31 protein-coding genes and 1 tRNA gene are annotated in these 26,340 nt (G+C 64.3%); 17 read left to right on the top strand and 15 right to left on the bottom strand.

What is annotated here, in order from left to right:
- Positions 1 to 22: 22 nt before the first annotated feature.
- The 3 genes from QA609_RS11985 to QA609_RS11975 all read left to right on the top strand — a co-directional run bounded on the left by QA609_RS11985 (position 23) and on the right by QA609_RS11975 (position 1,502).
- The gene (locus QA609_RS11985) at positions 23 to 199 is read left to right on the top strand and encodes a hypothetical protein (protein WP_278302842.1); all 177 of its coding nucleotides are present in this window, start codon (positions 23 to 25) and stop codon (positions 197 to 199) included.
- Between the two features lie 73 nt (positions 200 to 272).
- Complete coding sequence (locus QA609_RS11980) at positions 273 to 1,121, top strand: aldo/keto reductase (RefSeq protein WP_278302841.1); 849 nt, start codon at positions 273 to 275, stop codon at positions 1,119 to 1,121.
- A 42-nt stretch (positions 1,122 to 1,163) separates the two neighbouring features.
- Entirely contained in the window at positions 1,164 to 1,502 is a 339-nt protein-coding gene (locus QA609_RS11975) for a cupin domain-containing protein (protein WP_278302840.1), read from the top strand.
- A 508-nt stretch (positions 1,503 to 2,010) separates the two neighbouring features.
- Here QA609_RS11975 and QA609_RS11970 read toward each other — a convergent pair.
- Positions 2,011 to 2,082: transfer RNA gene (locus QA609_RS11970), tRNA-His, on the bottom strand.
- A 245-nt stretch (positions 2,083 to 2,327) separates the two neighbouring features.
- On the opposite strand from QA609_RS11970, the gene QA609_RS11965 reads away from it, so the two are divergent.
- Positions 2,328 to 2,783, top strand: a complete 456-nt coding sequence (locus tag QA609_RS11965) for a DUF5814 domain-containing protein (RefSeq protein WP_278302839.1) — start codon at positions 2,328 to 2,330, stop codon at positions 2,781 to 2,783.
- 80 nt (positions 2,784 to 2,863) lie between these two features.
- Here the strand turns inward: QA609_RS11965 and QA609_RS11960 are convergent, their stop codons facing one another.
- A complete protein-coding gene (locus tag QA609_RS11960; RefSeq protein ID WP_278302838.1) occupies positions 2,864 to 3,265 on the bottom strand; it encodes a ribbon-helix-helix protein, CopG family in 402 nt (133 codons plus the stop codon).
- 134 nt (positions 3,266 to 3,399) lie between these two features.
- Between QA609_RS11960 and QA609_RS11955 the strand changes: the two genes are divergently transcribed.
- Both QA609_RS11955 and QA609_RS11950 read left to right on the top strand, forming a co-directional pair.
- Positions 3,400 to 4,386 (top strand): VOC family protein, encoded by a 987-nt coding sequence (locus QA609_RS11955; protein WP_278302837.1) that lies wholly within the window; start codon positions 3,400 to 3,402, stop codon positions 4,384 to 4,386.
- Positions 4,383 to 5,042, top strand: a complete 660-nt coding sequence (locus tag QA609_RS11950; protein WP_278302836.1) for a dienelactone hydrolase family protein — start codon at positions 4,383 to 4,385, stop codon at positions 5,040 to 5,042. The genes QA609_RS11955 and QA609_RS11950 overlap by 4 nt, the downstream gene beginning before the upstream one ends.
- A 24-nt stretch (positions 5,043 to 5,066) precedes the next feature.
- Here QA609_RS11950 and QA609_RS11945 read toward each other — a convergent pair whose 3' ends face one another.
- From QA609_RS11945 to QA609_RS11935, 3 genes are all read right to left on the bottom strand, one after another.
- A complete protein-coding gene (locus QA609_RS11945; RefSeq protein WP_278290144.1) occupies positions 5,067 to 5,702 on the bottom strand; it encodes a DNA-binding protein in 636 nt (211 codons plus the stop codon).
- On the bottom strand, positions 5,703 to 6,632 hold the full coding sequence (locus tag QA609_RS11940; protein ID WP_278302835.1) for a replication factor A: 930 nt from the start codon (positions 6,630 to 6,632) through the stop codon (positions 5,703 to 5,705).
- 102 nt (positions 6,633 to 6,734) lie between these two features.
- Positions 6,735 to 7,982, bottom strand: coding sequence for a sulfite oxidase (locus tag QA609_RS11935; protein ID WP_278302834.1), 1,248 nt, complete (start codon positions 7,980 to 7,982; stop codon positions 6,735 to 6,737).
- Positions 7,983 to 8,203: 221 nt separating this feature from the next.
- On the opposite strand from QA609_RS11935, the gene QA609_RS11930 reads away from it, so the two are divergent.
- Positions 8,204 to 8,956, top strand: coding sequence for an SDR family oxidoreductase (locus QA609_RS11930; protein ID WP_278302833.1), 753 nt, complete (start codon positions 8,204 to 8,206; stop codon positions 8,954 to 8,956).
- Between the two features lie 48 nt (positions 8,957 to 9,004).
- Positions 9,005 to 9,319, top strand: a complete 315-nt coding sequence (locus QA609_RS11925) for a hypothetical protein (RefSeq protein WP_278302832.1) — start codon at positions 9,005 to 9,007, stop codon at positions 9,317 to 9,319.
- 5 nt (positions 9,320 to 9,324) lie between these two features.
- Here the strand turns inward: QA609_RS11925 and QA609_RS11920 are convergent, their stop codons facing one another.
- From QA609_RS11920 to QA609_RS11905, 4 genes are read right to left on the bottom strand one after another with little or no spacing between them, the layout of a single operon-like run.
- On the bottom strand, positions 9,325 to 9,543 hold the full coding sequence (locus QA609_RS11920; RefSeq protein ID WP_278302831.1) for a CbaC protein: 219 nt from the start codon (positions 9,541 to 9,543) through the stop codon (positions 9,325 to 9,327).
- Positions 9,543 to 11,312 carry a b(o/a)3-type cytochrome-c oxidase subunit 1 gene (locus QA609_RS11915; protein ID WP_278302830.1) on the bottom strand — a complete coding sequence of 590 codons (1,770 nt, stop codon included), beginning with the start codon at positions 11,310 to 11,312 and terminating at the stop codon, positions 9,543 to 9,545. The genes QA609_RS11920 and QA609_RS11915 overlap by 1 nt, the downstream gene beginning before the upstream one ends.
- A complete protein-coding gene (locus QA609_RS11910) occupies positions 11,305 to 12,096 on the bottom strand; it encodes a cytochrome c oxidase subunit II (RefSeq protein WP_278302829.1) in 792 nt (263 codons plus the stop codon). Before QA609_RS11910 ends, QA609_RS11915 begins: the two co-directional genes overlap by 8 nt.
- On the bottom strand, positions 12,093 to 12,290 hold the full coding sequence (locus QA609_RS11905; RefSeq protein WP_278302828.1) for a hypothetical protein: 198 nt from the start codon (positions 12,288 to 12,290) through the stop codon (positions 12,093 to 12,095). Before QA609_RS11905 ends, QA609_RS11910 begins: the two co-directional genes overlap by 4 nt.
- Positions 12,291 to 12,389: 99 nt before the next feature.
- Here QA609_RS11905 and QA609_RS11900 point away from each other — a divergent pair, with 99 nt between their 5' ends.
- Positions 12,390 to 12,593 (top strand): cytochrome-ba3 oxidase subunit, encoded by a 204-nt coding sequence (locus tag QA609_RS11900; protein ID WP_278290152.1) that lies wholly within the window; start codon positions 12,390 to 12,392, stop codon positions 12,591 to 12,593.
- 103 nt (positions 12,594 to 12,696) lie between these two features.
- Positions 12,697 to 15,126: a cation-translocating P-type ATPase gene (locus QA609_RS11895; RefSeq protein ID WP_278302827.1), complete on the top strand. Its 2,430-nt coding sequence runs from the start codon at positions 12,697 to 12,699 to the stop codon at positions 15,124 to 15,126.
- A 4-nt stretch (positions 15,127 to 15,130) separates the two neighbouring features.
- Here QA609_RS11895 and QA609_RS11890 read toward each other — a convergent pair whose 3' ends face one another.
- The gene (locus QA609_RS11890; RefSeq protein ID WP_278302826.1) at positions 15,131 to 15,382 is read right to left on the bottom strand and encodes a CDGSH iron-sulfur domain-containing protein; all 252 of its coding nucleotides are present in this window, start codon (positions 15,380 to 15,382) and stop codon (positions 15,131 to 15,133) included.
- A gap of 134 nt (positions 15,383 to 15,516) precedes the next feature.
- Between QA609_RS11890 and QA609_RS11885 the strand changes: the two genes are divergently transcribed.
- The 3 genes from QA609_RS11885 (at position 15,517) to QA609_RS11875 (ending at position 17,819) form a co-directional block, all read left to right on the top strand.
- Positions 15,517 to 15,756: a PRC-barrel domain-containing protein gene (locus QA609_RS11885; RefSeq protein WP_278302825.1), complete on the top strand. Its 240-nt coding sequence runs from the start codon at positions 15,517 to 15,519 to the stop codon at positions 15,754 to 15,756.
- A gap of 136 nt (positions 15,757 to 15,892) precedes the next feature.
- Entirely contained in the window at positions 15,893 to 17,392 is a 1,500-nt protein-coding gene (locus tag QA609_RS11880; protein WP_278302824.1) for an amidase, read from the top strand.
- 55 nt (positions 17,393 to 17,447) lie between these two features.
- On the top strand, positions 17,448 to 17,819 hold the full coding sequence (locus tag QA609_RS11875; RefSeq protein ID WP_278302823.1) for a hypothetical protein: 372 nt from the start codon (positions 17,448 to 17,450) through the stop codon (positions 17,817 to 17,819).
- Positions 17,820 to 18,273: 454 nt separating this feature from the next.
- Here the strand turns inward: QA609_RS11875 and QA609_RS11870 are convergent, their stop codons facing one another.
- A complete protein-coding gene (locus QA609_RS11870) occupies positions 18,274 to 18,690 on the bottom strand; it encodes a universal stress protein (protein WP_278302822.1) in 417 nt (138 codons plus the stop codon).
- 5 nt (positions 18,691 to 18,695) lie between these two features.
- Between QA609_RS11870 and QA609_RS11865 the strand changes: the two genes are divergently transcribed.
- From QA609_RS11865 to QA609_RS11850, 4 genes are all read left to right on the top strand, one after another.
- Positions 18,696 to 18,821: a hypothetical protein gene (locus tag QA609_RS11865; RefSeq protein WP_278302821.1), complete on the top strand. Its 126-nt coding sequence runs from the start codon at positions 18,696 to 18,698 to the stop codon at positions 18,819 to 18,821.
- Positions 18,822 to 19,069: 248 nt separating this feature from the next.
- Complete coding sequence (locus tag QA609_RS11860) at positions 19,070 to 19,894, top strand: MarR family transcriptional regulator (protein WP_278302820.1); 825 nt, start codon at positions 19,070 to 19,072, stop codon at positions 19,892 to 19,894.
- Between the two features lie 289 nt (positions 19,895 to 20,183).
- A complete protein-coding gene (locus QA609_RS11855; protein WP_278302819.1) occupies positions 20,184 to 20,954 on the top strand; it encodes a methyltransferase domain-containing protein in 771 nt (256 codons plus the stop codon).
- A gap of 488 nt (positions 20,955 to 21,442) precedes the next feature.
- Positions 21,443 to 21,694, top strand: a complete 252-nt coding sequence (locus QA609_RS11850; RefSeq protein ID WP_278302818.1) for a hypothetical protein — start codon at positions 21,443 to 21,445, stop codon at positions 21,692 to 21,694.
- Positions 21,695 to 22,540: 846 nt separating this feature from the next.
- Here the strand turns inward: QA609_RS11850 and QA609_RS11845 are convergent.
- The 4 genes from QA609_RS11845 to QA609_RS11830 form a co-directional block, all read right to left on the bottom strand.
- Positions 22,541 to 23,368: a methyltransferase domain-containing protein gene (locus QA609_RS11845; protein ID WP_278302817.1), complete on the bottom strand. Its 828-nt coding sequence runs from the start codon at positions 23,366 to 23,368 to the stop codon at positions 22,541 to 22,543.
- Entirely contained in the window at positions 23,365 to 23,793 is a 429-nt protein-coding gene (locus QA609_RS11840; protein ID WP_278302815.1) for a hypothetical protein, read from the bottom strand. The genes QA609_RS11845 and QA609_RS11840 overlap by 4 nt, the downstream gene beginning before the upstream one ends.
- A gap of 266 nt (positions 23,794 to 24,059) precedes the next feature.
- Entirely contained in the window at positions 24,060 to 24,908 is an 849-nt protein-coding gene (locus QA609_RS11835; protein ID WP_278302814.1) for an ABC transporter permease subunit, read from the bottom strand.
- Positions 24,905 to 25,870 carry an ABC transporter ATP-binding protein gene (locus tag QA609_RS11830; protein ID WP_278302813.1) on the bottom strand — a complete coding sequence of 322 codons (966 nt, stop codon included), beginning with the start codon at positions 25,868 to 25,870 and terminating at the stop codon, positions 24,905 to 24,907. The genes QA609_RS11835 and QA609_RS11830 overlap by 4 nt, the downstream gene beginning before the upstream one ends.
- Positions 25,871 to 26,340 lie beyond the last annotated feature (470 nt).

Raw genomic sequence — 26,340 nt, 5'->3', positions numbered from 1 at the left:
CGACGCGTATTTCGATGACGACGTGGAGGGCAGCGACGAGATCTCGATCGGCGCGGACGGGTACGTCGACGATAGCGTCGAGGCCATTGGCGACGTCGTCGTCGGTGCCCGTGGTTACGTCGACGACGATGTCGTCGGCCGAACGGTTACTCTCGGTCGAGGGACCGAGGTCGACGGCGACGTCGAAGAAACCGGGTAACGGTCGTTCGCCCCGGACTCAGTCGGCAAGCGAGCGGCCAACAGTTAACCACCCCGTTCCGGTAGTAGACCCCGTGACCCAGAACGAAAGCGACACGTTCGAGATCGGCTCGAAAACCGTCCACCGACTCGGGTTCGGCGCAATGCGACTCTGCGGCGAGGAGATCATCGGCCCGCCCGAGGACGAGGAGGCCGCTCGCGAGCTGGTTCGGACCGCCGTCGAGCAGGGGGTTGACTTCATCGACACCGCAGACTCCTACGGCCCGGGCGTCAGCGAACGACTCGTCGGTGAAGCGCTCGACGATCCCGACGACGTGCTGGTCGCCTCGAAAGCGGGCCTGCTGCGCAACCGCGAGGGCGAGTGGCTCCACCACGGCGACCCCGACTACATCCGCAACCAGGTGCTGTGTTCGCTCGATCGGCTCCGGACCGACACTATCGACCTCTACCAGTACCACCGTCCGGACCCGGACACGCCGTTCGAGGACTCCGTCCGAGCGTTCGCCGAACTGAAAGACGAGGGGCTCGTCGAGCAGGTCGGACTGAGCAACGTCTCCGTCGACCAGCTCGAGACAGCCCGCGAGCACGTCGACGTCGCGACGGTCCAGAACCGGTACAACGTCGGCGACCGTTCCGAGGCCGACGTCCTCGAGGCCTGCGAGGAGTACGACATTGGGTTCATCCCGTGGGCGCCGATAAACGGCGACGACCTCGCGAGCCACGGCGAGACGCTCGACGAGATCGCCGAGGACCACGACGCGACCCGGCGCCAGATCGCGCTGGCGTGGCTGCTCGAGCGATCCGACGTGATCCTCCCGATTCCGGGTACCTCCGATCCCGACCACCTCCAGTCGAACCTCGCGGCGTCACAGCTCTCGCTGTCCGACGACGAGGTCGCTCGGATGACGGACCTCGAGAACTGAGTCGCCGGCACCCTTTTGATCGCTTCTCGAGACGCTTCAGCTATGGGCTACGACACCGCCTCGCGAAGCGACGTCGAGTCGATCATCCCCGAGGACGCCGGCGGGATGTGGTTCCTGAAGGATGCACTCGAAACTGACGTGCTCGGACTCTCGGTACTCGAGCTCGAGCCCGGCGTCGAGGGCAAGGAACACGACGAGACCGAGACCGGCCAGGAGGAGGTGTACTACGTCGTCGAGGGCAGCGTCGAGGTGAGCGTCGGCGAGGAGACGGTGTCGCTCGAGGGCGGCGACGGGATTCGCCTCGACCCCGAGGAGTCGCGACAGATCCACAACCGCGGGGACGTGCGGGCGACGCTCGTGCTGGCCGGCGCGCCGCTGTAACGTCGTGGAACGAACGGTGTTTTCGGAGCTCGAAACGGGCCTGCTCTCCCTGGAATCTCCCCCGAAACGGTTGCTGTGGCGTGCGCTGAACTGCAGTGAGCCAGCGGCGAACTGCAGTTCGAAGCCGCACGAGGGATGAGTGAGTGGGCGGGGAGGGACGACCCGCGAGCGAGCGAATCGGCTGGGGAGGGCGTGGCGATCCGTGTGTTCGGATCGACAAGAAGAGGACCGCGCTTCCTGTCGGACAAGAGCAAGGAGTCAGCAGTCGTTTGGACCTTCCGTCCCTTCCACACGAGGACGGCGACCTAAATCGGCTCTCTACGGACGCTTCGGTTCCTCACTCGGTTCGTCGCGAGAGAATTTGACTGCGGACACCTGTGGATCCTTCGCGAAGTCCTCAGAAGGGTTGCGGGAATCGAACCCGACTGCGAGACTCGCTGCGCTCGTCTCGCGTAGTTCGATCTCGCCTTCCGGCTTTTCCGCTCCTCGTGTTGCTCGTCGTGAAAAAGTCCGGGTGCGAGAATCGAACCCGCGTCTCAGCCTCCACAAGGCTGAAGGATAACCACTACCCCAACCCGGACACGCTTACACCTATTCCTACACGCGGTTGGCCTGAAATACGTTACGACTCGAGGACGGGAGCGTGCGACTCCATGTCGTGCGTTTTCGACCGCCACGCTTCCGATTGCGGTTCGGCTTCGCTCTGTTCGGTTTCGTCTTCTCAGTTCTCCCCGCTCGCCGTGCGCAGTTCTCGCTCGCTCCGCTCGCTTCAAACTGCGCAACCGAGACGCTTTTTGGCCGACCGCCCCTACCTCGAGCAACGCCGTGGCTATCACCGACAAGATCTACGTCAAGAACCACCGCCAGCTCGCCTCCCAGCTCGAGACGAACATCCCGAAGGGGGCGTTCAAGGGTGCGACGCTGGACATCCTCTTCCAGGGCGAGGGCCTCGAGAAGCTCGACGAGGCGACCCAGGAGCGGGTGCTCGACTTCTCCAGTGACTTTCTCGACTGCGGCTGCGACAACAACCCCTACTGTGGCTGTCCCGAGCGGAAGTTCGTCCGCTACCTGCTCGAGCTCCGCGCCCAGGGTCTGGGTCCCGACGCCATCGTCGACGTGATGACCGACGACTACATGGTCTACGCGTACTCCGGCGACGTCCTCTCCTTTCTCGACAGCGGTATCCGAACCCTCGAGGCCGCGGAGGGACTCGCAGAGGTCGAGGGAACGAAGGAAACCCAGGAGAAGATCCGGCGATCGAAGCGAGATCTCGCGAGGTAGTCAGACGGTCTGCTGTACCACTGTATCGATGCAACCGCAGGGCGGTCGGGTTGCACCGGCACGACTTACAGGAGACCGTATCAGCGCAGCTGCGAGGGTTCGTCGGCGTCGTCCAGGTCGTCTAGCAAGAGTACTTCGTCCTCGTCCTCGAGGCGGTCCTGTAGCTCGGTGACGTAGGACTTGTACTCGTCTAACTGTTCGCGGAGGTGGTCGGCCTCGAGCTCGAGTCGTTCGTGTTCGCGGATGAAACTCTTCGGCACCTCGACGGTCGGGGGAAAGGCGAGGTTCTCGTCTCCCTCGGTGCGGTCCTCGAGGTCGGCCTCGGGGACGACCGCGACCTGGCCGTCGTGGTCGACGAGCTGGTCGACGTAGTCCCGGAAGACGGCGGACAACGAGATGTCGCGCTCCTCGGCGATCTCCTGGAGCGACTCGAAGGCGTCTTCGCTCACGCGAAACGAGATCGTCTTGTTCTTGTTGCCCATCGCTCCATACTCGTCGGTCGCAATACTTAACGATTCGTCAGACGAGCGATCCGTTCGCCGATGCTGCCGACGTACCGCTACGCAGGGGCGAACGACCGGGAGGGATATCAGCGCCGCCCTCGAACCCTCGAGCGATGCTCACCGACACGCCCGGGCTTCACCACGTGACCGGAATCGTCGGCGACGGACAGGCGGCGATCGACTTCTACGCCGGGGTACTCGGACTCGACCTTTCCGCACTGACGGTGAACTTCGAGGACGTCCTCCAGCACCACCTCTACTTCGGCGACGAGCGGGGCTCCCCGGGAACGGTGTACACCTGCTTTCCCGACCCCCACGCCGACCCGGGACGGATCGGAACGCCCCAGGTCGCTTCGGTCGCGTTCGCCGTTCCCGACGGCAGCCTCGAGTACTGGCGAGCGCGACTCGAGAGCTTCGACGTCGCGGTCGAGGGGCCGTCCGAGCGGTTCGGCGAGCAGGCCCTCGAGTTTCGGGATCCGTCGGGAACGCGGCTCGAGCTGGTCGCGGCCTCCGACGGCGACGGTCGAGAAGCGGCGGAGCCGACCGACGAGTCCTCGCGACTCGAGGCGACGATTCCCGACGCTGCTTCGATCCGGGAACTCCACGGCGTCTCGCTCCTGTCGGCCAACCCGTACGCGACGGCGGGGACGCTCGAGACGCTCGGCTTCGACGCCGTCGGCGAGGAGGGCGACCGCGTGCGCTACCGTGCGTCGGGGTCGCGAGCGACCGTCGTCGACGTGCTCGCTCGAGACGCTCCGTTCGGCCGCGAAGGACCGGGGACGATTCACCACGTCGCGGTCCGGGTTCCCGACGAGGAACAGCTCCACGAGTGGCGCGAGCTCTTCGCCGACCGGAACCACGACGTCTCCCGGGTGAAGGATAGACACCTCTTTCACTCGCTGTACGTCCGCGAGCCGGGCGGAATTCTGTTCGAGCTGGCGACGGAGACCGACGGCGTCGCCGTCGAGGACTCCCCCTCGGAGCCGTCGCTGTACCTGCCCGAGTGGTTCGAGCCGGACCGTGAGCTGATCGAGAGTCAGCTGCCGGAGCTGACGGGACCCAAACCGGAACCGAACGGAAGCGACTCGAACAACCGATGACGGACTCGAATCCCGATGGATCGGGTCCGCACGCGGAGCAACCGCTGGTCACCTCGGGAGCACCGGCCGCAGCCGCCGACGTCGCGGTCGTCGCCTGCCACGGCCGCGGCGCGACGGCACAGGGGATGGTGAACCTGCTCGAGCCGATCTACCGCCACGGCGTCGCCTTCCTCGCACCGCAGGCCCACCGGGGCAGCTGGTATCCGCGGCCCGCGACCGCGCCGCGGGCGGCCAACGAGCCGGGGCTCTCCTCGAGCGTCGAGTCGGTCGAGGCCGCGCTCGAGTCGGCTCGCGAGATCGGAATCCCCGCCGAGCGGGTGGTGTTCGTCGGGTTCTCCCAGGGAGCCTCGGTCGTCGCGGAGTTCGTCCGCCGTCGGCCAGGGCGGTACGGCGGCGTGTTCCTCCTCTCGGGCGGGATGGCGGGTGGCCCGGAGGACGAGCTGGCGATGGAGGGCCACCTCGAGGGAACGCCCGCGTTCGTCGGCTACGGCGCGGACGACTCCCGGATCGACCTCGAGCGCGTCGCCGAAACGGGGCGTGCGCTCGAGGGCGCTGGCGCCGACGTTACCGAGCGACGCTACCCCGGTGTGGGACACGAGGTCACCGACGACGAGTTCGAGGCGCTCGGCTCGCTGCTGGAGTCGCTGTCGTCGTAAAAATACGAGGCGGTTAGGGCGCGATCAGGCCGTGGCTTCGGCGTCCTCGACGTTCTCGAGGCTCTCTAAGGCCTGGATCACGTCGCGGCGGTAGTTCTCGACGGGCGAGTCGTACCGTTCGCGGGCCATCTGGGCGTACTCGTTGGTCGGCGCCGTCGAGCCGCTCTCGGGGGCCTCCTGCTCGTCCTGCCAGGCCTCGAACTCCTCGATGCGATCGAGGGTGCGCTCGGCGGTCTCGACGACCCAGCGGTCGCGGGTCGCCTCGTCGACGATCGAGATCGTCTCGGGGCGAACCGAGACGTTGACCGTCCCGTCCTCGGTCTCGTACGTTCGGGGTTTGCCGACGACCGAGACGTACGCCGGCGGCTCCGTGTCCCGCAGCACAGAGGCGGCCTCGGGCTGGTACTGACCGGCGTAGACGAAGAACGTTCCCGTCGGATCGACGACGCGGCCGCGCCAGTACTCGCTGTCCTCGCCGACGTCCTCGGTTTCGGTCAGCGTGCCGACGGCGAACACGCGGTTGGCCCGGTCGCCCGTCGGCAGCAGGGCGTAGTTGGGTGCGCGCTCGTCGTCGCTTTCCTTGAACGTGTACGTCGAGTCGTTGAATTCGGAGGCGAAGACGCGACGCGCGACTTCGCGGGTGAGTTCTGCCTGAGACATTTACATCGACCTCGCTTTGATCAGCAGCTGTTCGGCGTCCGCGGGTCCGTCGAGCTCCTCGACGTCGTCGGCCAGGACGTAGCGACCGAACGTCGGCCCCTCGATCCGGTAGTAGGTGCCGACGACCAGGTCGCGGATCTCGTCGGCGACGACGGTCGTGTCGAGCGCGTCCATCGCCATGTCCTTGGCCTCCTCGAGACTGATCCCGGTCAGGTTCTCGGTGGCGTCCTTGTCGAAGATGACCTCGTGGGCGTCGAGCCCGTCGTCGACGACGGCCTTGATGCGGAGGTCGAACTCGCCCTCGACCTCGCCGTGTTCGTTACAGCGGCCGTTCTGGAGGACGCGCGTGCAGTCCTCTTTCGGACAGCGCTTGATCAGCCCGCTGCCGCTTTGCATGTCGACGAGCGCGCCTTCGATCACGCTCGTGTCGTCGCCGACCTCGAGCTCCTCGTCGAGCTCCTCGACGACGGTCGTGCTGTTTAATTTGACCGAGTAGCGTCCCTCGTACTCGTCGGTGACGACGTTGCGAAGTTCGTAGACGCCGCCCTCGTCGAGGGTGGGAAGCTCGGATTTGGCCCACTTGGTGAACTTGATCGTCCCCGTCGGGTCGCCGAGCAGGCCGACCTGTGCGACCGAGTCGCTGCGGGGTTCCCACAGCTCGATGACCTTGGCCGTGATGTCGATCCACTGCTCGGGCTCGTCGACGTCCTCGATCTTGGCCGCCTCGCTCGAGCCGCCCGCGAGGTCCTCGCGGTCGAGGCCGGCCTCCTCGAGGTAGTGGTTGGTGACGCTCCGGCGTGCCTCGTCGATCGGCACCTTGTACTCGTCGACGAGCGTCGTCAGTCGATCCTCGACGTCGTCGACCGAGACGTCGATGTGGTCCGAAAACTGGTCGTGTATGTCGTCCGCGTGCTGTCGTACGTCGCTCATTGTGTCACGCCTCCTCTTTGTTTCACTGGGAGGCATACCGACGTTCGCTCCCGACCGTATTTAAACTGCCGGCACCGGAGCGAAAGTGTTCCCGTCTGGCGATTACGGCGATCGGACCTCGAGCTCGAGAGCGTTCGGCAACACGGCGTTGGCGGCGTACCCGCCCTCGTTCCAGGGGAACTCGTCGTCCGCGAGCGCGTCGCGCCACGCGTCGGGGTTCGAGATCCGCATCGGCTGGCGCCGCCCCCGGTCGTCGGTCGCGCGGGAGGCAAGCACGTACTCTCCGGGCGTCGCCGCCCAGTCGTACCGGAACAGCCGCCACGCGCCCGCGTAGTCGGGGCCGAACAGCTCGGCCTCCGCCCAGCTGTCGCCGCCGTCGGTCGACACCTCGACGCCTGCGACGTCGTCGTCGCCGGCCCACGCGACGCCCGTGATCTCGACCGTTCCGTCCTCGGGGACGGTGACGGCCGACTCGCCGTCGGGCTCGCCGATGACCGACATCACCGTCTGGTCGAAGGTGTAGGGATGGGCTGGGTCGCCGCTCTCGAGCTGGTCCCAGGTGTCGACGGTTTCGATCGTCGCGTTGCTCTCGGGTTCGGTGTCCGCCGGGTGGATCCGGTAGGCCTCCTGTTGCCAGTAGGCGTGGTCGCCGGGTCGATCCAGCGACTCTTCGGTGACCATCTCGTCCATCAGGCGGAGCTCGTCGAGCCACTTGACGCTGTTGACGCCGTACCAGCCGGGAACGATCAATCGAACGGGAAAGCCGTGTTCGCGGGGCAGCACCTGTCCGTTCATCTCGTAGGCCAGGATACAGTCGTCGACCGCCTTCGAGAGCGGAATCGAGCGCGCGAAGACGTCCTCGCCGTCCGATGGGTCGCCGCCGACGGCCGTGAGCCAGGCGTCGTCGGGGACGTCCTCGAGCTCCCCCCGAAGCACGGCGCTCACCGGCGTTCCCGACCAGACCGCGGTGCCGGTGGCCTCGTACCCCCACTGGACGCTGCCGGTCTCCGGGCGGTGCTGACCGCGACCGTTGCCCGCACACTCCATCGTGTGGGCAACCGCGACCGTCGGGAACTCCTCGCGGATCTCGGCGACCGAGTACGCGTCCTCGAGATACCCCGTCAGCGAGACCGCCCACTCGCCATCCCTGTCGGCCTCCGGCATGTCGTTGCGGTGACAGACGAAGTGCTCCTCGATCGGCGTCAGCCAGTTCGCGTACGTCCTCCTGTCGGCTGCCCCGACCACGGTGTACTTGTCGGCGTCGTCTCTGGCTTCTTCGGTACCGCCCTTTCGCTCGAGGATCGCCTCGATCTCGTCGTGACGGCTCGCTCGGCGCTCTTCGGTGCCCATGGGAACCGTGCAACACGGACCGAAAAAACGCTTCTCCATGACTCGATCCCGATTCTCGGCGGAATCCCCCGATCTCCTGTTCCACACGTACTGATCCGTCCTCCCGATCCGTACGTGCCGACCGCCTGCCCGCACCGTGTGCGCACTGATCCGTCTGCCGGATTCCGGGCCGATTGCTGGCTCCCAGCCGCCTTTCTGTGGGACGTCCCTCGACGGAGGTGATGACGACAAATCCACTCGACGACCAGGTCGCACTCGTGACCGGCGCATCGTCCGGAATCGGCGCGGCAACGGCCCGCGAACTCGCCGATTCGGGCGCGTCGGTCGCGCTCGCCGCCCGCCGCGAGGACCGCCTCGAGTCTCTCGCCGACGAGATCGAAACGAAGGGCGGCGAGGCGCTCGTCGTCCCGACCGACGTCACCGAGGAGACCCAGGTCCGGGAGATGATCGAGACCACCGTCTCGGAGCTGGGCGGACTCGACGTGCTCGTCAACAACGCCGGGGTCATGCTGCTCGAGCCGGTCGCGACGGCGGATCCCGACGACTGGCAGCGGATGCTCGATCTGAACGTCCAGGCGGTGATGGTCGCCTCTCAGGCCGCCCTCGACGTTATGCGGGAGTCGGGGGAGGGCGACATCGTCAACCTCTCGTCGGTCGCGGGCCGGAAGGCCTACGCCGGCTCGAGCGGGTACAACGCCTCGAAGTTCGGCGTGACGGCCTTCTCGGAGTCGCTTCGCGAGGAGGTCGCCGATTCGGATATCCGAGTGACGAGCATCGAGCCCGGCTTCGTCGACACCGAACTCCCCGAACACATCCCCGACGACGACCAGCGAGAGATGGTCGACGAGATGCTCGAGGGGATAACGCCGCTCGAGCCCGCGGACGTCGCCCGGTCGATCCGTTTCGCGGTGAGCCAGCCGACACACGTCGACATCAACGAGCTGTTGATCCGGCCGACCCGCCAGGAGCTGTAGCCCGGTCCGGCGACGGGACTATGTGTCCGCCCGCCTAACCGAACGACGATGTCGGACCGTCGTCGGCTCGAGCGGTTCCTCCGGACGAAACTCCGGGAGGCGGGCGAGCAGTACGAGGAGCTACGGGAGTCGACGGACGGCCAGCTCGGGGAGGCCCGAGAGGCCTACCAGTCGGCCAGAAACGCCCGCGGGCTACCGACCGACGAGCGGGACCGTGCGAAGATCGTCTGTCGACGCTACGCCGAGCGACGGGCCGCGTTGCTCGACGAGGAGTACCGTCCGGCCTGCTACGAGGCCGGCCACCCCGACTGCGAGGGCTGCGTCGAGGACGTTCGCGAGGGGCGGATCGAGACCTGGCAGTAGGAACGTCAGTTCTCGCTCGAGGCGTCCCCCTCGGCCGTTTTCCCGTTCCCGTTCTCGGGGAGAAACGCCCAGACGAGGACCGCGACGACGAGGATGGCGCCGACGACCGCGGTCTCGAGGACGGTCAGCTCGACGTTTATCCAGGACAGTACCGTCCGTAGCTCGACGAGCAGCGGTGCGAGCAGCGCCAGGACGACTAGCAGTCCGGCCTTCGAGATCCGCACTACCGGTTCACCCCCAGCCAGGCGACCGACTCGAGTGCGCCCGTAACGTGGGACTCGAGGGCGAACGCGAGGAGGTGAACGGTCTCGAGGCTAACCGGGAACGGGTTGATATCGGGACCGAACAGTCCGCCGCGGTCGATGATCGAGAGCAGCGGGAAGGTGTAAGCGAAGACCACGAGCACGACCGCGATCGCGGTCCACAGCTTGAGGTTGTCGAGCACGAGGGGGGCGTCCTCGGGACCCGAGAGCGTTCCGGCGTACTCGTTTGCCGGCAGGTCGTCGCTGCGGCCGTTGAGGGCCGTGCCCACGACGTTCGCGAAGAACAGGACGAGCGAGAGCGTCAGCAGGATTCCGCCCAGCGCGATCTGGGCCTGGAGCTCGCCCATGGTTCCGACCGCGGCCTCGAACTCGAACCCATCGTACTGGGGTTCGGCCGTTCGGCGAGGGACGCCCAGCAGGCCGGCGCGGTGCATCGCGTTGGACATGAACGTCATGCCGACGAACCAGAGCACGACCTGACCGAGCGCGACGGAGCGACTCCACAGCGCTTTCCCGGTTATCTGGGGAAGGAACCAGTAGGTGACCGCCATGAACGTCAGCGCGACGGCCGTACCCACGGTGAGGTGGAAGTGACCGACGACCCAGAACGTGTTGTGGACGAGGTAGTTGATGTTCATCCCGGCGTTGATCATGCCCGAGAAACCGGCGGCGGCGAACATCAGGCCGGCAAGCGCCATCCCGGTGAAGACGGGGTCGCGCCACGGTAGCGCCTTCAGCCAGCCGAAGTAGCCCTCACCGCCGCGCTGGCGAGCACCGTGTTCCATACTGGCAACGACCGTAAAGGCGGTCAGCAGGCTCGGCAACAGCAGGAACATCGTGTTCGTCATCGCGATGAACTTGAAGCCCTCCGCGATACCGGGATCGAGGTACTGGTGGTGGATCCCCGTCGGCACCGAGAGGATTAGGAAGAGAACGAACACGACGCGGGCCAGCGGATCGCTGAACAGCTTCCCGCCGGAGACCTTCGGTAGCATAATGTACCACATCATGTACGCCGGCATCAGCCAGAAGTAGACGACCGGGTGGCCGAAGAACCAGAACAGCGTTCTGGTCAGCAGCGGGTTGACGCTCTCGACCAGTCCGAGCGACCACGGCAGCAGGAACACCAGGATCGCCGCGGCGACGCCCAGCGTCGCGATGTACCACATCAACATCGTCGTCAGCACCATGAACGTCGGCAGCGGGATCCGCTCGTCGGGGTTTTCGGCCTTCCAGGCCCACCACGAGCGGAACCAGTCGACGCCGGCGAGCCAGGTCCCGACGACGAACAGAACGAGTCCGAGGTAGAACATCGGGTGTGCCTGCAGCGGTGCGTAGAACGTGAACAGCACCGACGCGCTGATGTCGGTTGCGTCAGTGAAGCCAGCCAGGATCGCAACGCCGCTCAGCGTGATGCCGATCGCCATCAGTCCGTACCAACCCCAGGTAAACCGGAGGTCCTCGACGCCCCGGTCGAGACTGGTCGTTATCGCCCACGTGAACACGCCGACGAGGAAGAAGATCGTAAACGAGATCACGAGGAAGACGCCGTGAGCGGTGAGGACGGTGTAGTAGTCCGCCGAATCGATAAACCGGTAGTAGCCGGTCCGGTGGAGCGTCTGGATGACCCCGAACACGCCCCCCAGTGCGAGCGCGAGGAACGAGCTGTAAAACGCCGTGCGGACCACCTTCGCCTCCGCCGGGAAGTCGTCGATGTACGCGTTACTCATCGTCGTCGTCCTCCTCGAGTTCGTCGACCACGGTTAGCGTCCCGCTGTCCTCGTAGTCGTCGACGGTGACCGTCCAGTCGTGATCGCCCTCGCCGAGATCCGCAGTGTCGACGGTGAACGTCGTCGTCTCGGTCTCGCCGCCGTCGATCGTGACGTTCTCCGCGAGCGCCTCGTCGCCGATCTCGAGCGTGACGGTCGTCTCGAGTGCCTCGAGCATCCCGTTCTCGACGTCGACCTCGATCGTCGCCTCGTCGCCGGTTTCGACCTCGTCGTCGGCCTCGACGGAGAGTTCGGTCATGTCGAACTCCTCGTCAGGGACGACGTGGAGTTCTCCCTCCATGGTGTGGTGGCCGGAGCCGCAGTACTCGTTACAGACGACGCCGTACTCGCCGGCCTCGTCGAACTCGACGGTCATCACCGCCACCTCGCCGGGAATGACCATCGTGTTGATGTTCGTTCCGGCGACGCTGTAGCTGTGGATCACGTCCCGGCTCGTCACGTAGAACGTCACTTCGCTTCCGGCCGGCACCTCGACCGGATCGGGCTGGAACATGAACGTCTGAGCGACGACGTAGGCCTCGTACTCGTTCTCGCCGACCTGCTCGACGCGCGGGTCGGCGAACCGCTCGTCCTCGTCGAGTTCGCTCGGTTCGATGGTCTCCTCGCTGTCGTCGACCATCGCGATACCGAGGCCGACGGAGCCGTAGGTGATCGTCACGATAAACCCGACGATCAGGACCAGCGCCCCGATCAGCCACACCTTCTCGTAGGTGTGGACGTTCACGCGATCCCCACCACCGTCAGAAAGCTGCCGACGACGGTCGGCTCGTTCCCGAGAAACTCGACGAAGTACATGAACACCCATAGCAACGCGATGATGAGAAAGTACACCGTGATCAGCGCCAGCGTTCCGACGGGATCGTACTCGTCGTGGCCGATCTCCCGCCGTTGTTCTGACTCATCCGTCATCGCACACATACGCCCGGATAAGAAGGGGGCTTTCATAATAAACTGACCCGATTCTCACCCCGTAGGAACGGGGGTTATTATTAAGGGTAGCTCGCCCCGAGTTCGTGTATGGATCTCGAGGCGCTCTCCCCGCGGGCTGCGCTCGTCGTCGGCTTGCTCGCGCTCCTGCCGGTCACCTGGTACGGCCTCGGCAGTTCGCTCTCGGCTGGCGTCGTCTCCGCGATCAACGTCGTAATCATCATCGCCTGTCTCTACGTCGCGTTCACGCCGGTTCCGGGCGGCCACGGTCACGACTCGAGCGAGACGTCGTAGTCCGCACCCGGCTTCAGTCGATCGCCGCGTCGGACCCGTGTTTCCGCGACTCGAGCGGTGTCACTCCCCGTCCGTACCCCACGCGATACTGCCTCCCGCGCCTATGACCTCCTCACACGCCCGCTCCGATGCGGTCGGAGCCGATTCCGTTCGCGATCCCGTCGCCAGTTCCACCGGGAGCGACGCGTGTACGCTCTGTGAGCTACCGACGCCGGCCGATCCCGTTACCGACGCCGACGTCGAGGGTGCCTTCTGCTGTCGAGGCTGTCTCGACGTCCACCGAACGCTCGAGACGGTCGACGACGTCGACGAGACGGCCGTCCGCGACCGCCTCGAGAGCGAGTCGCCGTCGCTCGACGATCTCGAGGGCGAGGACGCCTTCCTCGCGGTCGACGGGATGCACTGTGGGACCTGCGAGGCGTTTCTCGAGGCGCGGGCGACCGACACCGAGGGAGTCCACGGGGCGGAGGCGAGCTACGCCACGGACACGCTGCGACTCGTCTACGATCCCGATTCGCTCGAGGCCGAGCGCCTGCCCGACGTCGTCTCGGGCTACGGCTACGAGGCCCGGGAACGAGGCGATGGACGGGACGAGGAGCCTCGCGACGCCGCGCTCGTGAAGTTCCTGATCGGCGGCGGGATGTTCGGGATGATGGTGATGATCTGGTACGCCGTCTTCCTCTACCCCACCTATTTCGGCTACGAGGCCCTCGCCGACTTCGGGAGCTACGACGGCTACTACGTCGCCGTCAACATCTGGCTCATGACGACGTTCGTCCTCTTCTACACGGGTCTGCCGATCCTTCGGGGAGCGTACGTCAGCCTCAGGGCGGGAATGCCGAACATGGATCTGCTCGTCTCGCTCGCCGCCCTCGGCGCCTACGCCTACAGCACCCTCGCGATGGGACTCGGTCGGACCGACCTCTACTTCGACGTCTCGGTCGCGGTCGTCCTCGCGGTCACCGCCGGCAGCTACTACGAGGGGCGCATCAAGCGCCGCGCGGCCGGCCTGCTCTCGGAGCTCACCGAAGCCCAGGTCGACGAAGCCCGCCGCGCCGACACCGGCGACACCGTGCCGATCTCCGCCGTCGATCCGGGCGATCGCTTGCTCGTTCGACCGGGCGAGCGCGTCCCGCTCGACGGCACCGTCCGCGAGGGCCGGGCCGCCGTCGACGAGTCGCTGGTCACGGGCGAGTCCCTCCCCGTCGAGAAGGCCGTTGGCGACCCCGTCCGCGGGGGAACCGTCGTCACCGACGCGCCGCTGGTCTTCGCGGTCGGCGACGAGGCCGAGAGCACCCACGACCGCCTCGTCTCGATGCTGTGGTCGATCCAGAGCTCGAGGCCCGGGGTGCAACGCCTCGCCGACAAGCTCGCGACGATCTTCGTCCCGCTGGTCCTCGCGCTCGCGGCCGTCGCGACCGTCGCGTCGCTCGCGACCGGCTCCGCCCTCTCGACGGCGTTTCTCGTCGGTCTGACGGTCGTGATCGTTTCCTGTCCCTGCGCACTCGGGCTCGCGACGCCGCTGGCGATCGCCTCCGGCGTCCAGCGCGCGGCCCGGCGCGGGATCGTCGTCGCCGCGGAGACGATCTTCGAGGCGGCGCCCGAGATCGACGTCGTCGTCCTCGACAAGACGGGAACGCTGACCGAGGGCTCGATGTCGGTCGACGCCGTTCACACGGTCGACGGGATCGACGCCGACGACCTCGTTCGGCGAGCCGCGGCCGTCGAAGCGCTGTCGGAGCACCCGATCGGTGCCGCCGTCGTCGACGCCGTCGAGAACGACGAGAGAATCGGGGTCGAGGCCGCCGACGCCGACGGCTTCGAGCGCCACCCTCGAGGCGTGAGCGCTCGCGTCGACGGCGACTGCGTCGTCGCCGGCCACCTCGACTGCTGTCGAGAGCTCGGACAGTCGATCCCGTCGGAACTCGAGTCCCGGATCGACTCGATCCGCGAGAGCGGCGCCGTCCCGGTCGTCGTCGCCTGGAACGGCCGAGCCCGCGGCGTGATCGCCGTCGGCGACACCCCGCGAGCGGAGTGGCAGGAGGCGGTGGCGACCCTCGCTGACGGGCGGGAGGTCGTCGTTCTCACGGGCGACGAGGGAGCCGCGGCGGACCGGTTCCGGGACGTCGATGGCGTCGACGAGGTCTTCGCGGGCGTCCCGCCCGAGGCGAAAGCCGAGACCGTTCGACGGCTGCGCTCGAGGGGATCGGTCGCGATGGTCGGTGATGGCAGCAACGACGCGCCGGCGCTCGCCGCCGCCGACGTCGGCATCGCGCTGGGCAGCGGCACCGAACTCGCGACGGACGCTGCCGACGCCGTCGTCGTCGACGACGACCTCGGACTGGTCGCGGAGACGTTCGACGTCGCGGCCGCCACCAACCGGCGTATCCGGCAGAACCTCGGCTGGGCGTTCGTCTACAACGCCGTCGCGATCCCCCTGGCGATCGCCGGCCTACTCAATCCGCTGTTCGCGGCCGTCGCGATGGCGACGAGCAGCCTGCTCGTCGTGCTGAACTCGGCTCGCTCGCTCTGAGGACTCACTCCTCGCCGTTCCCGGTTCCGCCCTCGCGAGTCACGACCCGATCGACGGTCGACCGTTCGCCGTCGTCGTCGTAGACGTACGTCGCTCCCTCCTCCTCGTCGGCCGTCTGTCGGTGGCTGCCGTCGCAGAACGGAAACTCCGCCGAGAGCCCGCACTGACAGACCGCGACGTCGCCCTTCTCGTCGTCGATGTCGGATGGATCGAGCTTTCGGGGCCCGTTCGCCTCGAGTTCGACAAGTCGTGTCATCGGTGTCGATGCGGCCTCGAGCGACGAAAGCGTTCGGTCCTCTTCTGCGAAACCGTTAGCCGGGGAGACGTTCATCGCTTCCCTGCAGTCTCCTGCGGTGGCTATACCAGCGCAGACGCCATCGTACGTGACGTATGTGTGCAACGTTCACCGCGGAGGACGAAGGTAAGGACGTCGTCAACGCCAACGGCGACCAGATCGGAATCGTCAGCGAGGTCGATGTGGGAACCGCTTACGTGAACCCGGATCCAGGCATGACGGACACGCTCAAGTCCCAGCTGGGCTGGGGTGACGCAGACGAGGACACGTATCCGATCGACGACAACAACGTGAAGGCGATCACCGATCGAGAGATCCGCCTGAAACGAACCTAGGTCCGAACGGTCACCGGAACCGATCGATCGACGAACGAACCGTTTCGGATGTCAGCCGCGCTCCCCGTCGGTAGGGACCCCGCTGCTTGCGCGTGCCACCTCCGCTCACTTCTTCCAGACGGCCTACTGTTCGAGTATGCCACTGCGGGTACCGACGGAAGACGATTTTGCGGAGCTAGGGGAGGACCTGTTTCTCGATCTCACCGACGAGGAACTCGAGTTCTTCGTCGAGATGGCCGAGCGGAAGATGGGATCCTACGAGACGGTGATGTCGTACGATCCGAAGCCGCGGCTGGGCGGCGACGAGAACCGAACGCGCAATGCGGGCCGACGCGTAACCAGCGAGGAGGACCCGCACAACGCCTGGGTGACCCAGTGTTTCGTCGGCGGCGACGACGGCGGCGACCTCGAGGGCTGGGAGATCGGTATCAAGGACAACGTCTCCGTCGCGGGCGTCGAGATGACCTGTGGCTCCTCTGTCGTCGAGGGGTACGTTCCCAACCGGGACGCGACCGTTACGACGCGCCTGCTCGAGGCGGGCGCTGATATCGTCGGGAAGACGAACATGGACGATATGGCGATGACCTCGACGGGTCACAGCGCCTTTGGTCCCGTTCTGAACCCTCACGACGACGACTACCTCGCGGGGGGCTCGAGCGGCGGCAGCGCGGTCGCCGTCGCGAGAAACCAGGTCGACGTCGCGATCGGCTCCGATCAGGGCGGCAGCGTTCGTGTCCCCGCGGCCTTCTGTGGTATCGTCGGCCACAAGCCCACGTACGGGCTCGTCCCCTACACCGGCTGTATCGGGATCGAGCACGCGATCGACCATCCGGGACCGATGGGTCCCGACGTCGAGAGCGTCGCGCGAACCCTCACGACGATCGCGGGGAGCAACGAACGCGATCTCCGGAACCACAGCACCGTCCCCGTCGAGCAGTACGCGGAGAAACTGGACGGCGACGTCTCCGACCTCTCGATCGGCGTGCTCGAGGAGGGGTTCGATCGCGAGGGGGCCAACGAGAAGATCCTCGACGCCACGAGGGACGCGATCGACCAGCTCGAGGCGGAGGGCGCGACCGTCGAGGAGGTCTCGATACCGATGCATCTCGACGCCAAAGACATCCACGACGTCTGTACTTCGGAGGGGCTGCTCGACGCCATCTCCGGGGAGGGACTGGGCCACGGCTGGAAGGCGTGGTACAACCGTTCCTGGATCGAATCCTTCGGCAAGTATCGTCGAGCCCAGAGCGACGACTTCCCGCCACGGCTCAAGCTGCTGTTGCTGATGGGATCGTACACCAACACCGAGTACCACTCACGGTACTACGCCCGCGCGATGAACCTCGTCGTCGACCTCACCGAACGGTACGACGCGGCCCTCGAGGAGTACGACCTCCTGGCGATGCCGACGGCGGTAACGAAACCCCCCGAACACCAACCCGAGCGAGACCAGCACCAGCGCCTGCGGGAGGACGACATCGTCCACAACGCGACGCCGTTCAACCGCACCGGCCACCCCGGTGTCAGCGTCCCCGCCGGCGAGGTCGACGGGCTTCCGGTCGGCCTGATGCTCGTCTCCTCTCGGTTCGACGACGCCACGGCGCTGAACGCGGCTTACGCCCTCGAGCAGGCGTAACCCTTCTATCGAAGTTGTAACAGTTATCCGACTGTACGTTCAAGCCTTCGTCACGATGAGACCCACGATGGAGGAACTCGATCTGGAGCACGAACTGGTTCAGCTACTCGCCCGTGAAGCGGTCCGCGCCGCGATGGAGACGCCGCTGCAGGAGCCGATCCTCGAGGCCGTCGAGGGCTCGATCGACGAGTCGTCGGCGACGACAGACGGAGCGACCGAGGGCAGCGAGAACGAGTTCGCGGTCGATGAGGGCGGTGAGGACGAGCGTACAGTTGACGAGGGCAGCGAGGCCGAAGCGGGGATCGAAGCCGAGACCGAGGCCGACAGCAAGAGCGCGTTCGCGAAGGCTGCGCAGGGATTGCTCACGTTTCTCGTGATGTTCGCCGTGCTCTACGTCGTCTTCAGACGGCTGGCCGGCGACGACTGAAATCGACCCGTCTCGGGATCGTCTCAGTAGTTCCTGCCTTTTGGCTCGACCGGTCCTCGCGGAGGACTTGCCGAAACGGTCCCGCATCCGATTCTCTCCAGTGCCAGGACCTGACGCTTCTCTCCGCTGTTCGGTCACACTATCGAAAAAAGAGTCGCCCCGTCGTTTCCGAGAGCAACGGTTCGCTACACGGCGAACGTCAGGACGAAGGCGCCGACGATCACGAGTCCGATCCACAGCCCGAAGACGATCGCCGCGTGCTTTCCGGTGAGTGCCTCGCCGTCGAGGAGTTCGTTCGTCTCCATCGGTCGAGGATGAGGGGACCGTCGGTAGTGAACTGCTTTCCGATTCTCGATTCTCGGGAACCGCCGATACCGATACGAACGACGATCGGCGCGTCGTTCATACCGATGGTCGACGCCTTCTCGAGAGAGCGGATCGTTCGGCCGCGTGACTACCGGACGACCGTCACCGGAACCTGTGCGCGTCTCACGACCTGTTCGGCAACGCTTCCGAGCAGGACACGCGAGACGCCCGATCGGCCGTGGCTACCGAGTACGATCCCATCGACGTCGTTCTCCTCGGCGAACTCGACGATCCCTCGAGGCGGCGATCCGACGACGGTTTCGGTCTCGACCGACCGGCCCCGTTCGTCGGCGAGTTCTTGAGCCATCTCGAACAGCGCCTCGGCTTTCTCCTCCTCGAGTTCGACGGCCCGCGGAAAGTTGTAGGGAGCATCGCTTCGGTACGCGGAGACGGACGGGTTGACCACGTGCAATGCCGTGACGTCGGCCTCCGGAAACGTCTCGAAGGTGTGCTCGAGTGCTGCCCGTGCCGGATCGGAGTCGTCGAGTGGAACGAGAATCCTCATACGACATGCTTCGACTGGACAGCGGATATAGGGAGCCGTCGGTTCCCGAACGCTGGGAGGAAGAACAACGGATCAGCGAAGAGAGGGCCCGCGACCACCGCGCCGCCCGCTGCGTGTTCGGCGACGAGTGACCGACGGCCCCGGGCTGGCGAATAGCCTCGCGTGGGTCTGCCTCGACGTACGGTACCAGCTGCGATCGCACGCCGGACCCCGTGACACGTGGCGTCCCCAACACTCGTCGTACGAACTGTTCGACACCGCTGGCAGCCGGGTGAACGAGAGCGACGACGAGCTCGTCGAGCCAAGTCGTTCCATCCCGAACTATCCACGCCGGACGGGCAGTCCCAACCGTTTTTGTGGCACCTTGCGTACTAGTACCATGGGTCCAGATATTAGGGAGGATCGGACGACGGACTCGCCGATCGACGACATCGCGTATCTCGCGCGGTCGGAACACCGCACTCCGGCACTCGTTGCGCTGACGGACCGCCCCCGAACTCGCTCCGAACTCTGCGAGGAGGCCGGCGTTTCCTCCTCTACGATGCGGCGAACGTTGAACGAGTTCGAAGCTCGGCGCTGGATCCGCAAAGACGGCCACCAGTACGTGGCAACCCCGCCGGGAGAGGCGATCGCATCCGTAATGGAAGACGCGATCGACCGAGTCGAAACCGAACGGGAGTTGCGCGACGTCTGGCACTGGCTTCCGGACGTAGTCGGCGAACTCCCGACCGAGACGTGGTCAGAACTGACCGTAACGGTTGCCGACCCCGAACTCCCGTACCGTCCGGTAAATCGCTTCGAGTCGCTCCTCGAGAGGACGACCACGCTGCGTTTCGTTCGCCCCGAGGTCGCGCTGATGGACCCCTGCCTCGACCTCCTCTCCGAACGGGTCGATAGCGGTGTGGACGTAACGCTGATCGATCGCCCGAACTGTCATCTGTACTTCCTTACGACGTACCCGGAGCGCAGCTCCGAACTGATGCAACGAACCAACTTCACGGTACTACAGCACGACGAACTACCGCCGTACGGAACCGGTCTGCTCGACGATCGCGTCGTCATCAGTTGTTACGAGCAGGATAGCGGGATGGCTCAGGCGGTGATCGATACCGACGTTCCGGCAGTCCGCAGCTGGGCGCAGTCGGTGTACGAACGCTATCGCTCCGACGCCCGGCCGATCGAGCCTCGCCAGCTCGTCGACTGATTCTCTTCGGCGCGATACGTATTCTGCGCTTGCCGTCGAGCGTGGACCGAGACCCGGTCAGTGGGAGCCTCGATCGGATTGCAGTCGGTGCATCGATTGCAGTGGGTGAACAAACGGTAGGGACTGCAGAACTGTCACAAAATAGCTACACCGTCCTCGGCTTCGTACTGTCTCTGGCCGGGAGACCAACACCATGACCGACGACCAGCAAATCACGTACAGCATAGCCCTCGAGACGATCATCAACACACCCGCGGAGGCGACGGGCGACGACCGACGGTGAGCAACGATGAGCAACTCACTCGACACGAAGAAACTCGAACGCGAGGTTAAATCGATGTACCAGGAGGTTGCGGTGTCCGCTGACGCCGAGTTCCACTTCGAGACGGGACGGGACCTCGCCGAGCGCCTCGGCTACGATCCGGACACCCTCACCTACGTCCCCGACGAGGCGATCGACTCGTTTGCGGGTGTCGGCTACTACTTCGATCTGGCGGCTCTCGAACCGCGCGAGAGGGTCCTCGATCTCGGTAGCGGTTCGGGAATGGACTCTTTCTACGCCGCGATGAACGTCACCGAAACGGGGGCCGTCACGGGCGTCGACATGACCCCCCAACAGGTCGAGAAGGCGACCAGTCTCGCCGCGGACAACGGCTTCCACAACGTCACCTTCCGCGAGGGATACATCGAGGAGCTCCCGTTCGAGGACGGGTCGTTCGACGCGGTGATCTCGAACGGCGTGATCAACCTCTCCGCGGAGAAAGATCGGGTCTTCGAGGAAGCGAACCGCGTACTCAAACCGGACGGACGGTTGGCCCTGTCCGACATCATCAGCGAACGGCAGCTACCCGAGAGCATCAAGACCGATGCGGATCTCTGGGCGGCGTGTATCGGCGGCGCCGAACAGACCGACGATTACACGGGAACGATCGAAGCTGCCGGCTTCGAGCTACTGGAACTCCGAGAGAACACGCAGTACGAGTTCATCTCGGAGCAGGCGGCGAACGCTTGTGGGAAGTACGGCGTCAAGAGCATCTCGCTCAGCGCCCGCAAACAGTGAGGAGGGGGGCAGTACCGAGCGACCACCTCCCCTCGTAGGTCGACGATCCGATCGTCGGCTGCTCGGAACACGGAGCCACTGGCTGGGGAGTTCTTCGACGAGGGTTCCAAAGGAAACGAGGGACGGCAACCACGGCGATAAGCACGATTGAGTCCGGCCCCGATTCCGAACGTGAACCGTTCCTCGAGAGTGCTGACAGAGTGATTCAATCTGCGGTCCTCTCGGACCCGCTCGAGCCGTTTCCGTCCGTATCGGATCCGAATATCTAATGGGGTGGCAAGTTCCCTAGAACGGGACCGGACGAGAACTCCAGAGCAGACACTCGGTCGGACAGCTATCGACAAAACAGTGAAAAATTCGTCACGACCGATACCGGCGAGAACGGTGGCACGACCTACCGACGCTCACCGGAGTCACTCGTTGTCGAGCAGGCGGCAGACATCCGAGAGCACGTCTCGACGGAGAAGTTGATCGCCCGCGTCTCGGAAATGCAAGAGCGCATTAGCGACTTCCAGGCCCAATACGGCGTCGAATCACCAGAGGAGTTGCTCGTCGAACGAACAAACCAAACCCTGTCCGAGGCGGCCACAACCCACGACGATCTCAACCCTGATACGATCCGAGAGTGGCAGACGACGCGTCGGAACCTCGCGTTCGCCAACGCTGCGCTCTCGATCGCCGACGCTGAACGGTTCGTTGGCGAGGAGTCACGACCGAATGGAAGCGCACTCGCCCAGTAACAGATGAGAAGGCACGATGCGACGGAGGAAGGACACTCTCTTAGAGGTCCGATTGACCGGTCAGCTCTTCTCGCTATTCGAGAGATGTTCAACGCAGATGAGCCGCTAGCCACCGCGGAGTTAGACGACTATCTGGATCCGAAGAGGCTTGAAGTCACGTACACTGATGCTCCTTGCGGAGCCGACACGGCGCGCATCGACGTCTAGTGGACGATACAAGACGACTACAAGTTCCATTATACAGATTCGCGCGGTGTGAATCTACGGTGGCGCAAACACCTACACAATAACGATTACCTCACCGTCCGTGGGCTCGAACATTACCACCCGCCGCCAAATGCGTCCCCCAATCCGAGCGAGGTCGAGGATTCCTGTATTACCCAATCACCGGAGAAACTGGTCACGCGGGCAGTCCTCAAGCTATGGCGAGTCGCCTACCACGTCGAATCGGTCTCTCCTTTGAACGCAGGGAGCAATCCGCCCTAACAATCCCCGGTACTCTCGGCGGCTCATAACTACTGTTCCAACTCAGATGTGAAGTTGCGAATTTTAACCAGATTCCCGAGGACTGTTACAGTAGTTGGTAATTTTATCTCTTCGTTCAGAACAATATGAAACTGGATCACTCGGCTAGGAAGCTACGTATGCACACATAACACCGAAGCTCATCTCAGATCGAGATAACGTTGACGAAACTGTGCTAAATACAAAGCGCATCTCTTGCACTGAATCAGTCAAAATCCGAGTGTCAGGATTGGTTACTACAGAGTGTTCACGTCTCTGTTCTGGAGCGTAAACGAGAACGTTTTCATCACGGCTGTGAAGCCGCTATAACCCTGGAAGATACTATCGATAGACTTCCATAACGTACGATTCGAAAGGAAAGATGATCCCATCATCGTCGGTATATCCTTTGAGTTCGTCCTTGACGTCTTGGATGAGTTCGTCCCGAACCGCCTGCGATGCGTTCCCGATTGGCTCGGCAAGCGGCGAGGTTGCCGCCTGTCGGCTAATGAATGTCTCGACCGAAGGAAAGCGTACCGAGCCGATGTCGATCGTGACGGACACGTCATCGAATCCCGCATCTTGTGCGATCCGCTGTAGGTCGTCTCCATCCCATAAGGGGAATGGTCCGTGCATCATTGCCCCCCACTCGCCACCGATGTGGCGCGATAACGCTTCAGCCAGAGCTTCCCAACCGGGCTGATATTTCAGCGGTCGTCCGACATTCAGCAATACATGACCGTCCGACGCAACGACGCGACGCATCTCCCTAAGTGCAGGTATGGGATCATCGAAGAACGGGAGACCCTGTTGGCAGAGGACGATGTCGAATCGCTCCTCGGCGAACGGAAGATCAGTCGCGTCCGCCTCCTGCCACTCGATTGTAAGTCCCTCTTCCGCTGCGGCCTTCGTCGCCACTGCTAACATGCCCTCATCATTATCGACCCCTACCACGGACCCTGTCTTGCCGACGAGAGGCGACGAGAGCCGCGCGACGATACCGGTCCCAGACGCAATATCGAGTACGTGGTCACCTTCTTCGATAGTGGCTCGGTCAATGAGTCGCTCTGCCCACGGTGTGAAAATCACCGGGACGAAGTACTGCTCGTACGCTTCGGGAGAACCTTGTTCGAACTCCCAGTCAATTGATTGATTTGTTCGTTCACTCATGGTCGGTTGATCTCCATATAGTCGCAAGAACGATCGCTGTCTTGCATCGTTCCCAGCCAGTCAACAGTAGGGATGCTTTTTCTGTCTGTGTGATATGCTACTACGCACGTGACATCCTCACAGTGGTGATCTGTCATCGTGACGCGTGGTCCACGAGATTCCTGACGGAACCCTTCAAGTGTCCCTTCGGCTGCTCCCGCAGCGAGCCACTCGGAAACGTACGGTTCGACGGTGTCGGTCCGCTCGGCCAACTCCTCGGGCGAGAGTGGTCCGCCGTCGGTTGACGCCTCGTAGAGGCCGAGCCTGTCGCCGATGACGACCAGTGGCGCATAAAAGGCCGCCCCGAGCTCGTTGACGGCCTTGCCGATGAGTTCGTCTAATTGCTCTTCGTCAATTGGTTCGTCCGCCGGTGTTGCTTTAGACATTCATCAGCTACCCCTTATCTATCTGTGTGAACCAGTCACATGGAGTTATCCGATGAACAATCTTCAGGGTGTGAAAGCGACCCAACGGTTGATGCACCAGTCGGTGAGAAATACGCCTGATCTACCATCCGTCACATTCACCGTGAATCTGGTGGAACAGACAACGATATGTTGCTGAATGCATCCTCTGTATAGCGGTCGGCCAGAATTCTGCTGTATAGTACCCTTTCACCACCACGAAGAGCAGGTCAGTGAGTACGTCGTTGTCAGGAGATGTTTGCCCGTTCAAACTGGCGTACGCCGACAAGAACCGGCAGGAGGAGCCAGAGACCTAATATCACGACTGCAATCTCGGGTTGGACGTACCACGAGAGTGTATCCGGTGCCGGGAGGTCCATCGTTTCGAGGAGTCCGTCCGGAAACACGCCGACCGTCGCCACGAGATACGCACGCGTCGGGTTCGTGAGCATTCCGACGAACTGGATCGGGTCCTCGCCGATTCCGAGCCCGAGTACGGTGTTGAGGACGTACTCGATACCGGCCAGCCCCGAGATGTCGTCGTTCAGCGTGACGAGATTCGTCATGAGATAGAATCCGAGCGCACCGGCCATCGCCCGCGACCGAGACGCTGTCACCGCGGAAATCCCGACCGCAACCGCCACGTAGGCGAGCGCGTACATCGTCGTGAGAGCGGCAATCTGTACGAACACCGCTGTGTGCAGCGAGTCGAACCACGCTACCGCGAGCACCGCGGCGACCGCGAACCCCAGGACGAGCGACGCAGCGACGATTCCCGCCCGCGAAACGTACTTTCCGAGTACCACGTCACGCCGACTCACCGGTGTCGACAGGAGATGCTTGATACTCCCGGACTCGCGCTCACCCGCGATCGAAAGATAGGCGGCGACGAGGGCGATCGCCGGAACGAACACGGCCCCGACGAACACCATGTTCCACAGCGCCACGAGGAGGTCTGGTGGGCCGTCGGCACTGCCGAGTCGTACGTACAGGAAAAACAGCGCGATTAACAGCGTGTAGTGGATTCCGACGAGCCAGACGATCTTCGCTCGTCGGGCATCGAGGAAATCCTTGGCGACGACCGCTCGAACGCTCATCGTCCCACCCCGATCCGTGCCGCGGTGAGTTCGTCGTCGGTCGCCGGTAGCTCTTCCCGTTCGGACGACGTGTACGTCTCGAACAACCGCTCGAGCGATGTCCCCGTCGACGTGATGTCCAGAACCCGGGTGCGCTCGTCCAGCTCGGACACGACGTCGATTTTCCTTGTCGAATCCGTGAGAGATGCCGTGATCGTCGTCTCGTCGACCGTGACCTCCTCGACACCCCCGATGGCGTCCAGCGCGAGATCGTCGGGTACGCGGGCGACGTCGACGCTAATCGTGCCGCCGAGATCCAGGTTCGATCGGAGCTCGTCGGGGGTTCCGGTGGCAACGAGGTGCCCGTCGTTCAAAATGCCGATCCGATCGCACACGGCTTCGACCTCGCCGAGGATGTGGCTCGAAAAGAACACCGTCCGTCCGTCGTCCGCCTCCGCGCGAACGATCTCCCGAAACTCCCGCATTCCGGTCGGATCCAGTCCCGCCGACGGTTCGTCGAGAATCAACAGCTCGGGGTCACCGATCAGCGCCATGGCGAGCGCGAGCCGCCGTCGCATCCCCTTCGAGTAGCCACCGACCGCTCGATCCGCCTCGTCGCGCGTGAGACCGACGCGGCCGAGCAGCGCGTCGGCGTCCACGGTAGCGCCGTTCGCTCGTCCGATCCACTCCACGTGTTCGCGACCCGTCAGGCGCGCGTAGAGGCTCGCTCCCTCGGGAAGTACGCCGGTCTGTCGGCGAATCCGCTCGGCGTCGATCGCGGGATCGTTTCCGAGAACGGTCACATCCCCTTCGGTCGGCCGAACGAAGTCGAGCAACATATCGATCACCGTCGATTTCCCGGCCCCGTTGGGTCCGAGGAAACCGAACACTTCGCCCGCTTCGACTCGCAAGTCGAGCCCATCGACGGCGATGACGTCCTCGTCGAAGCGTTTGGTGAGATTTCTCGTCCGGATTGCAGTCATCAGTGATCTCACCTCGAGACGAGCGCTCCCGATCGTTCTCCGACCGTCTCGGGTCGGTTCCACTCGGGGAACGATCCATTGACCGTTCTCAGTCGGTCGAATATCCACCGGACACTCCACACTGTAGCGACGACGAGTCCGATTCCGACCGCCATCGCAATCGGATACGATGTCGCCAGTACTCCCGCAGCGAGTAATCCAACGAAGATCACCGCGCCGACGGGGGTTCGCTGTTCCGGATGTGCCGGATGGGAACTGCGCGTGTCTCGGATTCGGTCGGGGTCTATCGGTCCTCCGTGCATGGTATCGAACCTCCGTTGTGGGATCAGTGGGGTCGATCCTCGATCGAACACACGGGACACGGTCCGAGGTCGATTGTTCCGGATATACTGGGCGGGTTTATGTTCGTCCATTGGACGCCCGTTCAGCCGGAGCGTGAGTCCGTACGTTGCGCAATCTCACACTGCATC

It is taken from the genome of Natronococcus sp. A-GB7 (assembly GCF_029688865.1).
GTDB lineage: Archaea > Halobacteriota > Halobacteria > Halobacteriales > Natrialbaceae > Natronococcus.
The sequence above is the reverse complement of the archived record's forward strand: the minus strand, read 5'-3'. Positions and strand labels throughout refer to the sequence as shown.

Coding starts and splice junctions, on each gene's coding strand:
- QA609_RS11975 (WP_278302840.1), top strand. CDS start 1,164: ATGGGCTACGACACCGCCTCGCGAAGCGACGTCGAGTCGATCATCCCC.
- QA609_RS11960 (WP_278302838.1), bottom strand. CDS start 3,265: ATGGGCAACAAGAACAAGACGATCTCGTTTCGCGTGAGCGAAGACGCC.
- QA609_RS11955 (WP_278302837.1), top strand. CDS start 3,400: ATGCTCACCGACACGCCCGGGCTTCACCACGTGACCGGAATCGTCGGC.
- QA609_RS11950 (WP_278302836.1), top strand. CDS start 4,383: ATGACGGACTCGAATCCCGATGGATCGGGTCCGCACGCGGAGCAACCG.
- QA609_RS11945 (WP_278290144.1), bottom strand. CDS start 5,702: ATGTCTCAGGCAGAACTCACCCGCGAAGTCGCGCGTCGCGTCTTCGCC.
- QA609_RS11940 (WP_278302835.1), bottom strand. CDS start 6,632: ATGAGCGACGTACGACAGCACGCGGACGACATACACGACCAGTTTTCG.
- QA609_RS11935 (WP_278302834.1), bottom strand. CDS start 7,982: ATGGGCACCGAAGAGCGCCGAGCGAGCCGTCACGACGAGATCGAGGCG.
- QA609_RS11930 (WP_278302833.1), top strand. CDS start 8,204: ATGACGACAAATCCACTCGACGACCAGGTCGCACTCGTGACCGGCGCA.
- QA609_RS11925 (WP_278302832.1), top strand. CDS start 9,005: ATGTCGGACCGTCGTCGGCTCGAGCGGTTCCTCCGGACGAAACTCCGG.
- QA609_RS11915 (WP_278302830.1), bottom strand. CDS start 11,312: ATGAGTAACGCGTACATCGACGACTTCCCGGCGGAGGCGAAGGTGGTC.
- QA609_RS11905 (WP_278302828.1), bottom strand. CDS start 12,290: ATGTGTGCGATGACGGATGAGTCAGAACAACGGCGGGAGATCGGCCAC.
- QA609_RS11900 (WP_278290152.1), top strand. CDS start 12,390: ATGGATCTCGAGGCGCTCTCCCCGCGGGCTGCGCTCGTCGTCGGCTTG.
- QA609_RS11895 (WP_278302827.1), top strand. CDS start 12,697: ATGACCTCCTCACACGCCCGCTCCGATGCGGTCGGAGCCGATTCCGTT.
- QA609_RS11890 (WP_278302826.1), bottom strand. CDS start 15,382: ATGACACGACTTGTCGAACTCGAGGCGAACGGGCCCCGAAAGCTCGAT.
- QA609_RS11885 (WP_278302825.1), top strand. CDS start 15,517: ATGTGTGCAACGTTCACCGCGGAGGACGAAGGTAAGGACGTCGTCAAC.
- QA609_RS11880 (WP_278302824.1), top strand. CDS start 15,893: ATGCCACTGCGGGTACCGACGGAAGACGATTTTGCGGAGCTAGGGGAG.
- QA609_RS11875 (WP_278302823.1), top strand. CDS start 17,448: ATGAGACCCACGATGGAGGAACTCGATCTGGAGCACGAACTGGTTCAG.
- QA609_RS11870 (WP_278302822.1), bottom strand. CDS start 18,690: ATGAGGATTCTCGTTCCACTCGACGACTCCGATCCGGCACGGGCAGCA.
- QA609_RS11865 (WP_278302821.1), top strand. CDS start 18,696: ATGCTTCGACTGGACAGCGGATATAGGGAGCCGTCGGTTCCCGAACGC.
- QA609_RS11860 (WP_278302820.1), top strand. CDS start 19,070: ATGGGTCCAGATATTAGGGAGGATCGGACGACGGACTCGCCGATCGAC.
- QA609_RS11855 (WP_278302819.1), top strand. CDS start 20,184: ATGAGCAACTCACTCGACACGAAGAAACTCGAACGCGAGGTTAAATCG.
- QA609_RS11850 (WP_278302818.1), top strand. CDS start 21,443: ATGCAAGAGCGCATTAGCGACTTCCAGGCCCAATACGGCGTCGAATCA.
- QA609_RS11845 (WP_278302817.1), bottom strand. CDS start 23,368: ATGAGTGAACGAACAAATCAATCAATTGACTGGGAGTTCGAACAAGGT.
- QA609_RS11840 (WP_278302815.1), bottom strand. CDS start 23,793: ATGTCTAAAGCAACACCGGCGGACGAACCAATTGACGAAGAGCAATTA.
- QA609_RS11835 (WP_278302814.1), bottom strand. CDS start 24,908: ATGAGCGTTCGAGCGGTCGTCGCCAAGGATTTCCTCGATGCCCGACGA.
- QA609_RS11830 (WP_278302813.1), bottom strand. CDS start 25,870: ATGACTGCAATCCGGACGAGAAATCTCACCAAACGCTTCGACGAGGAC.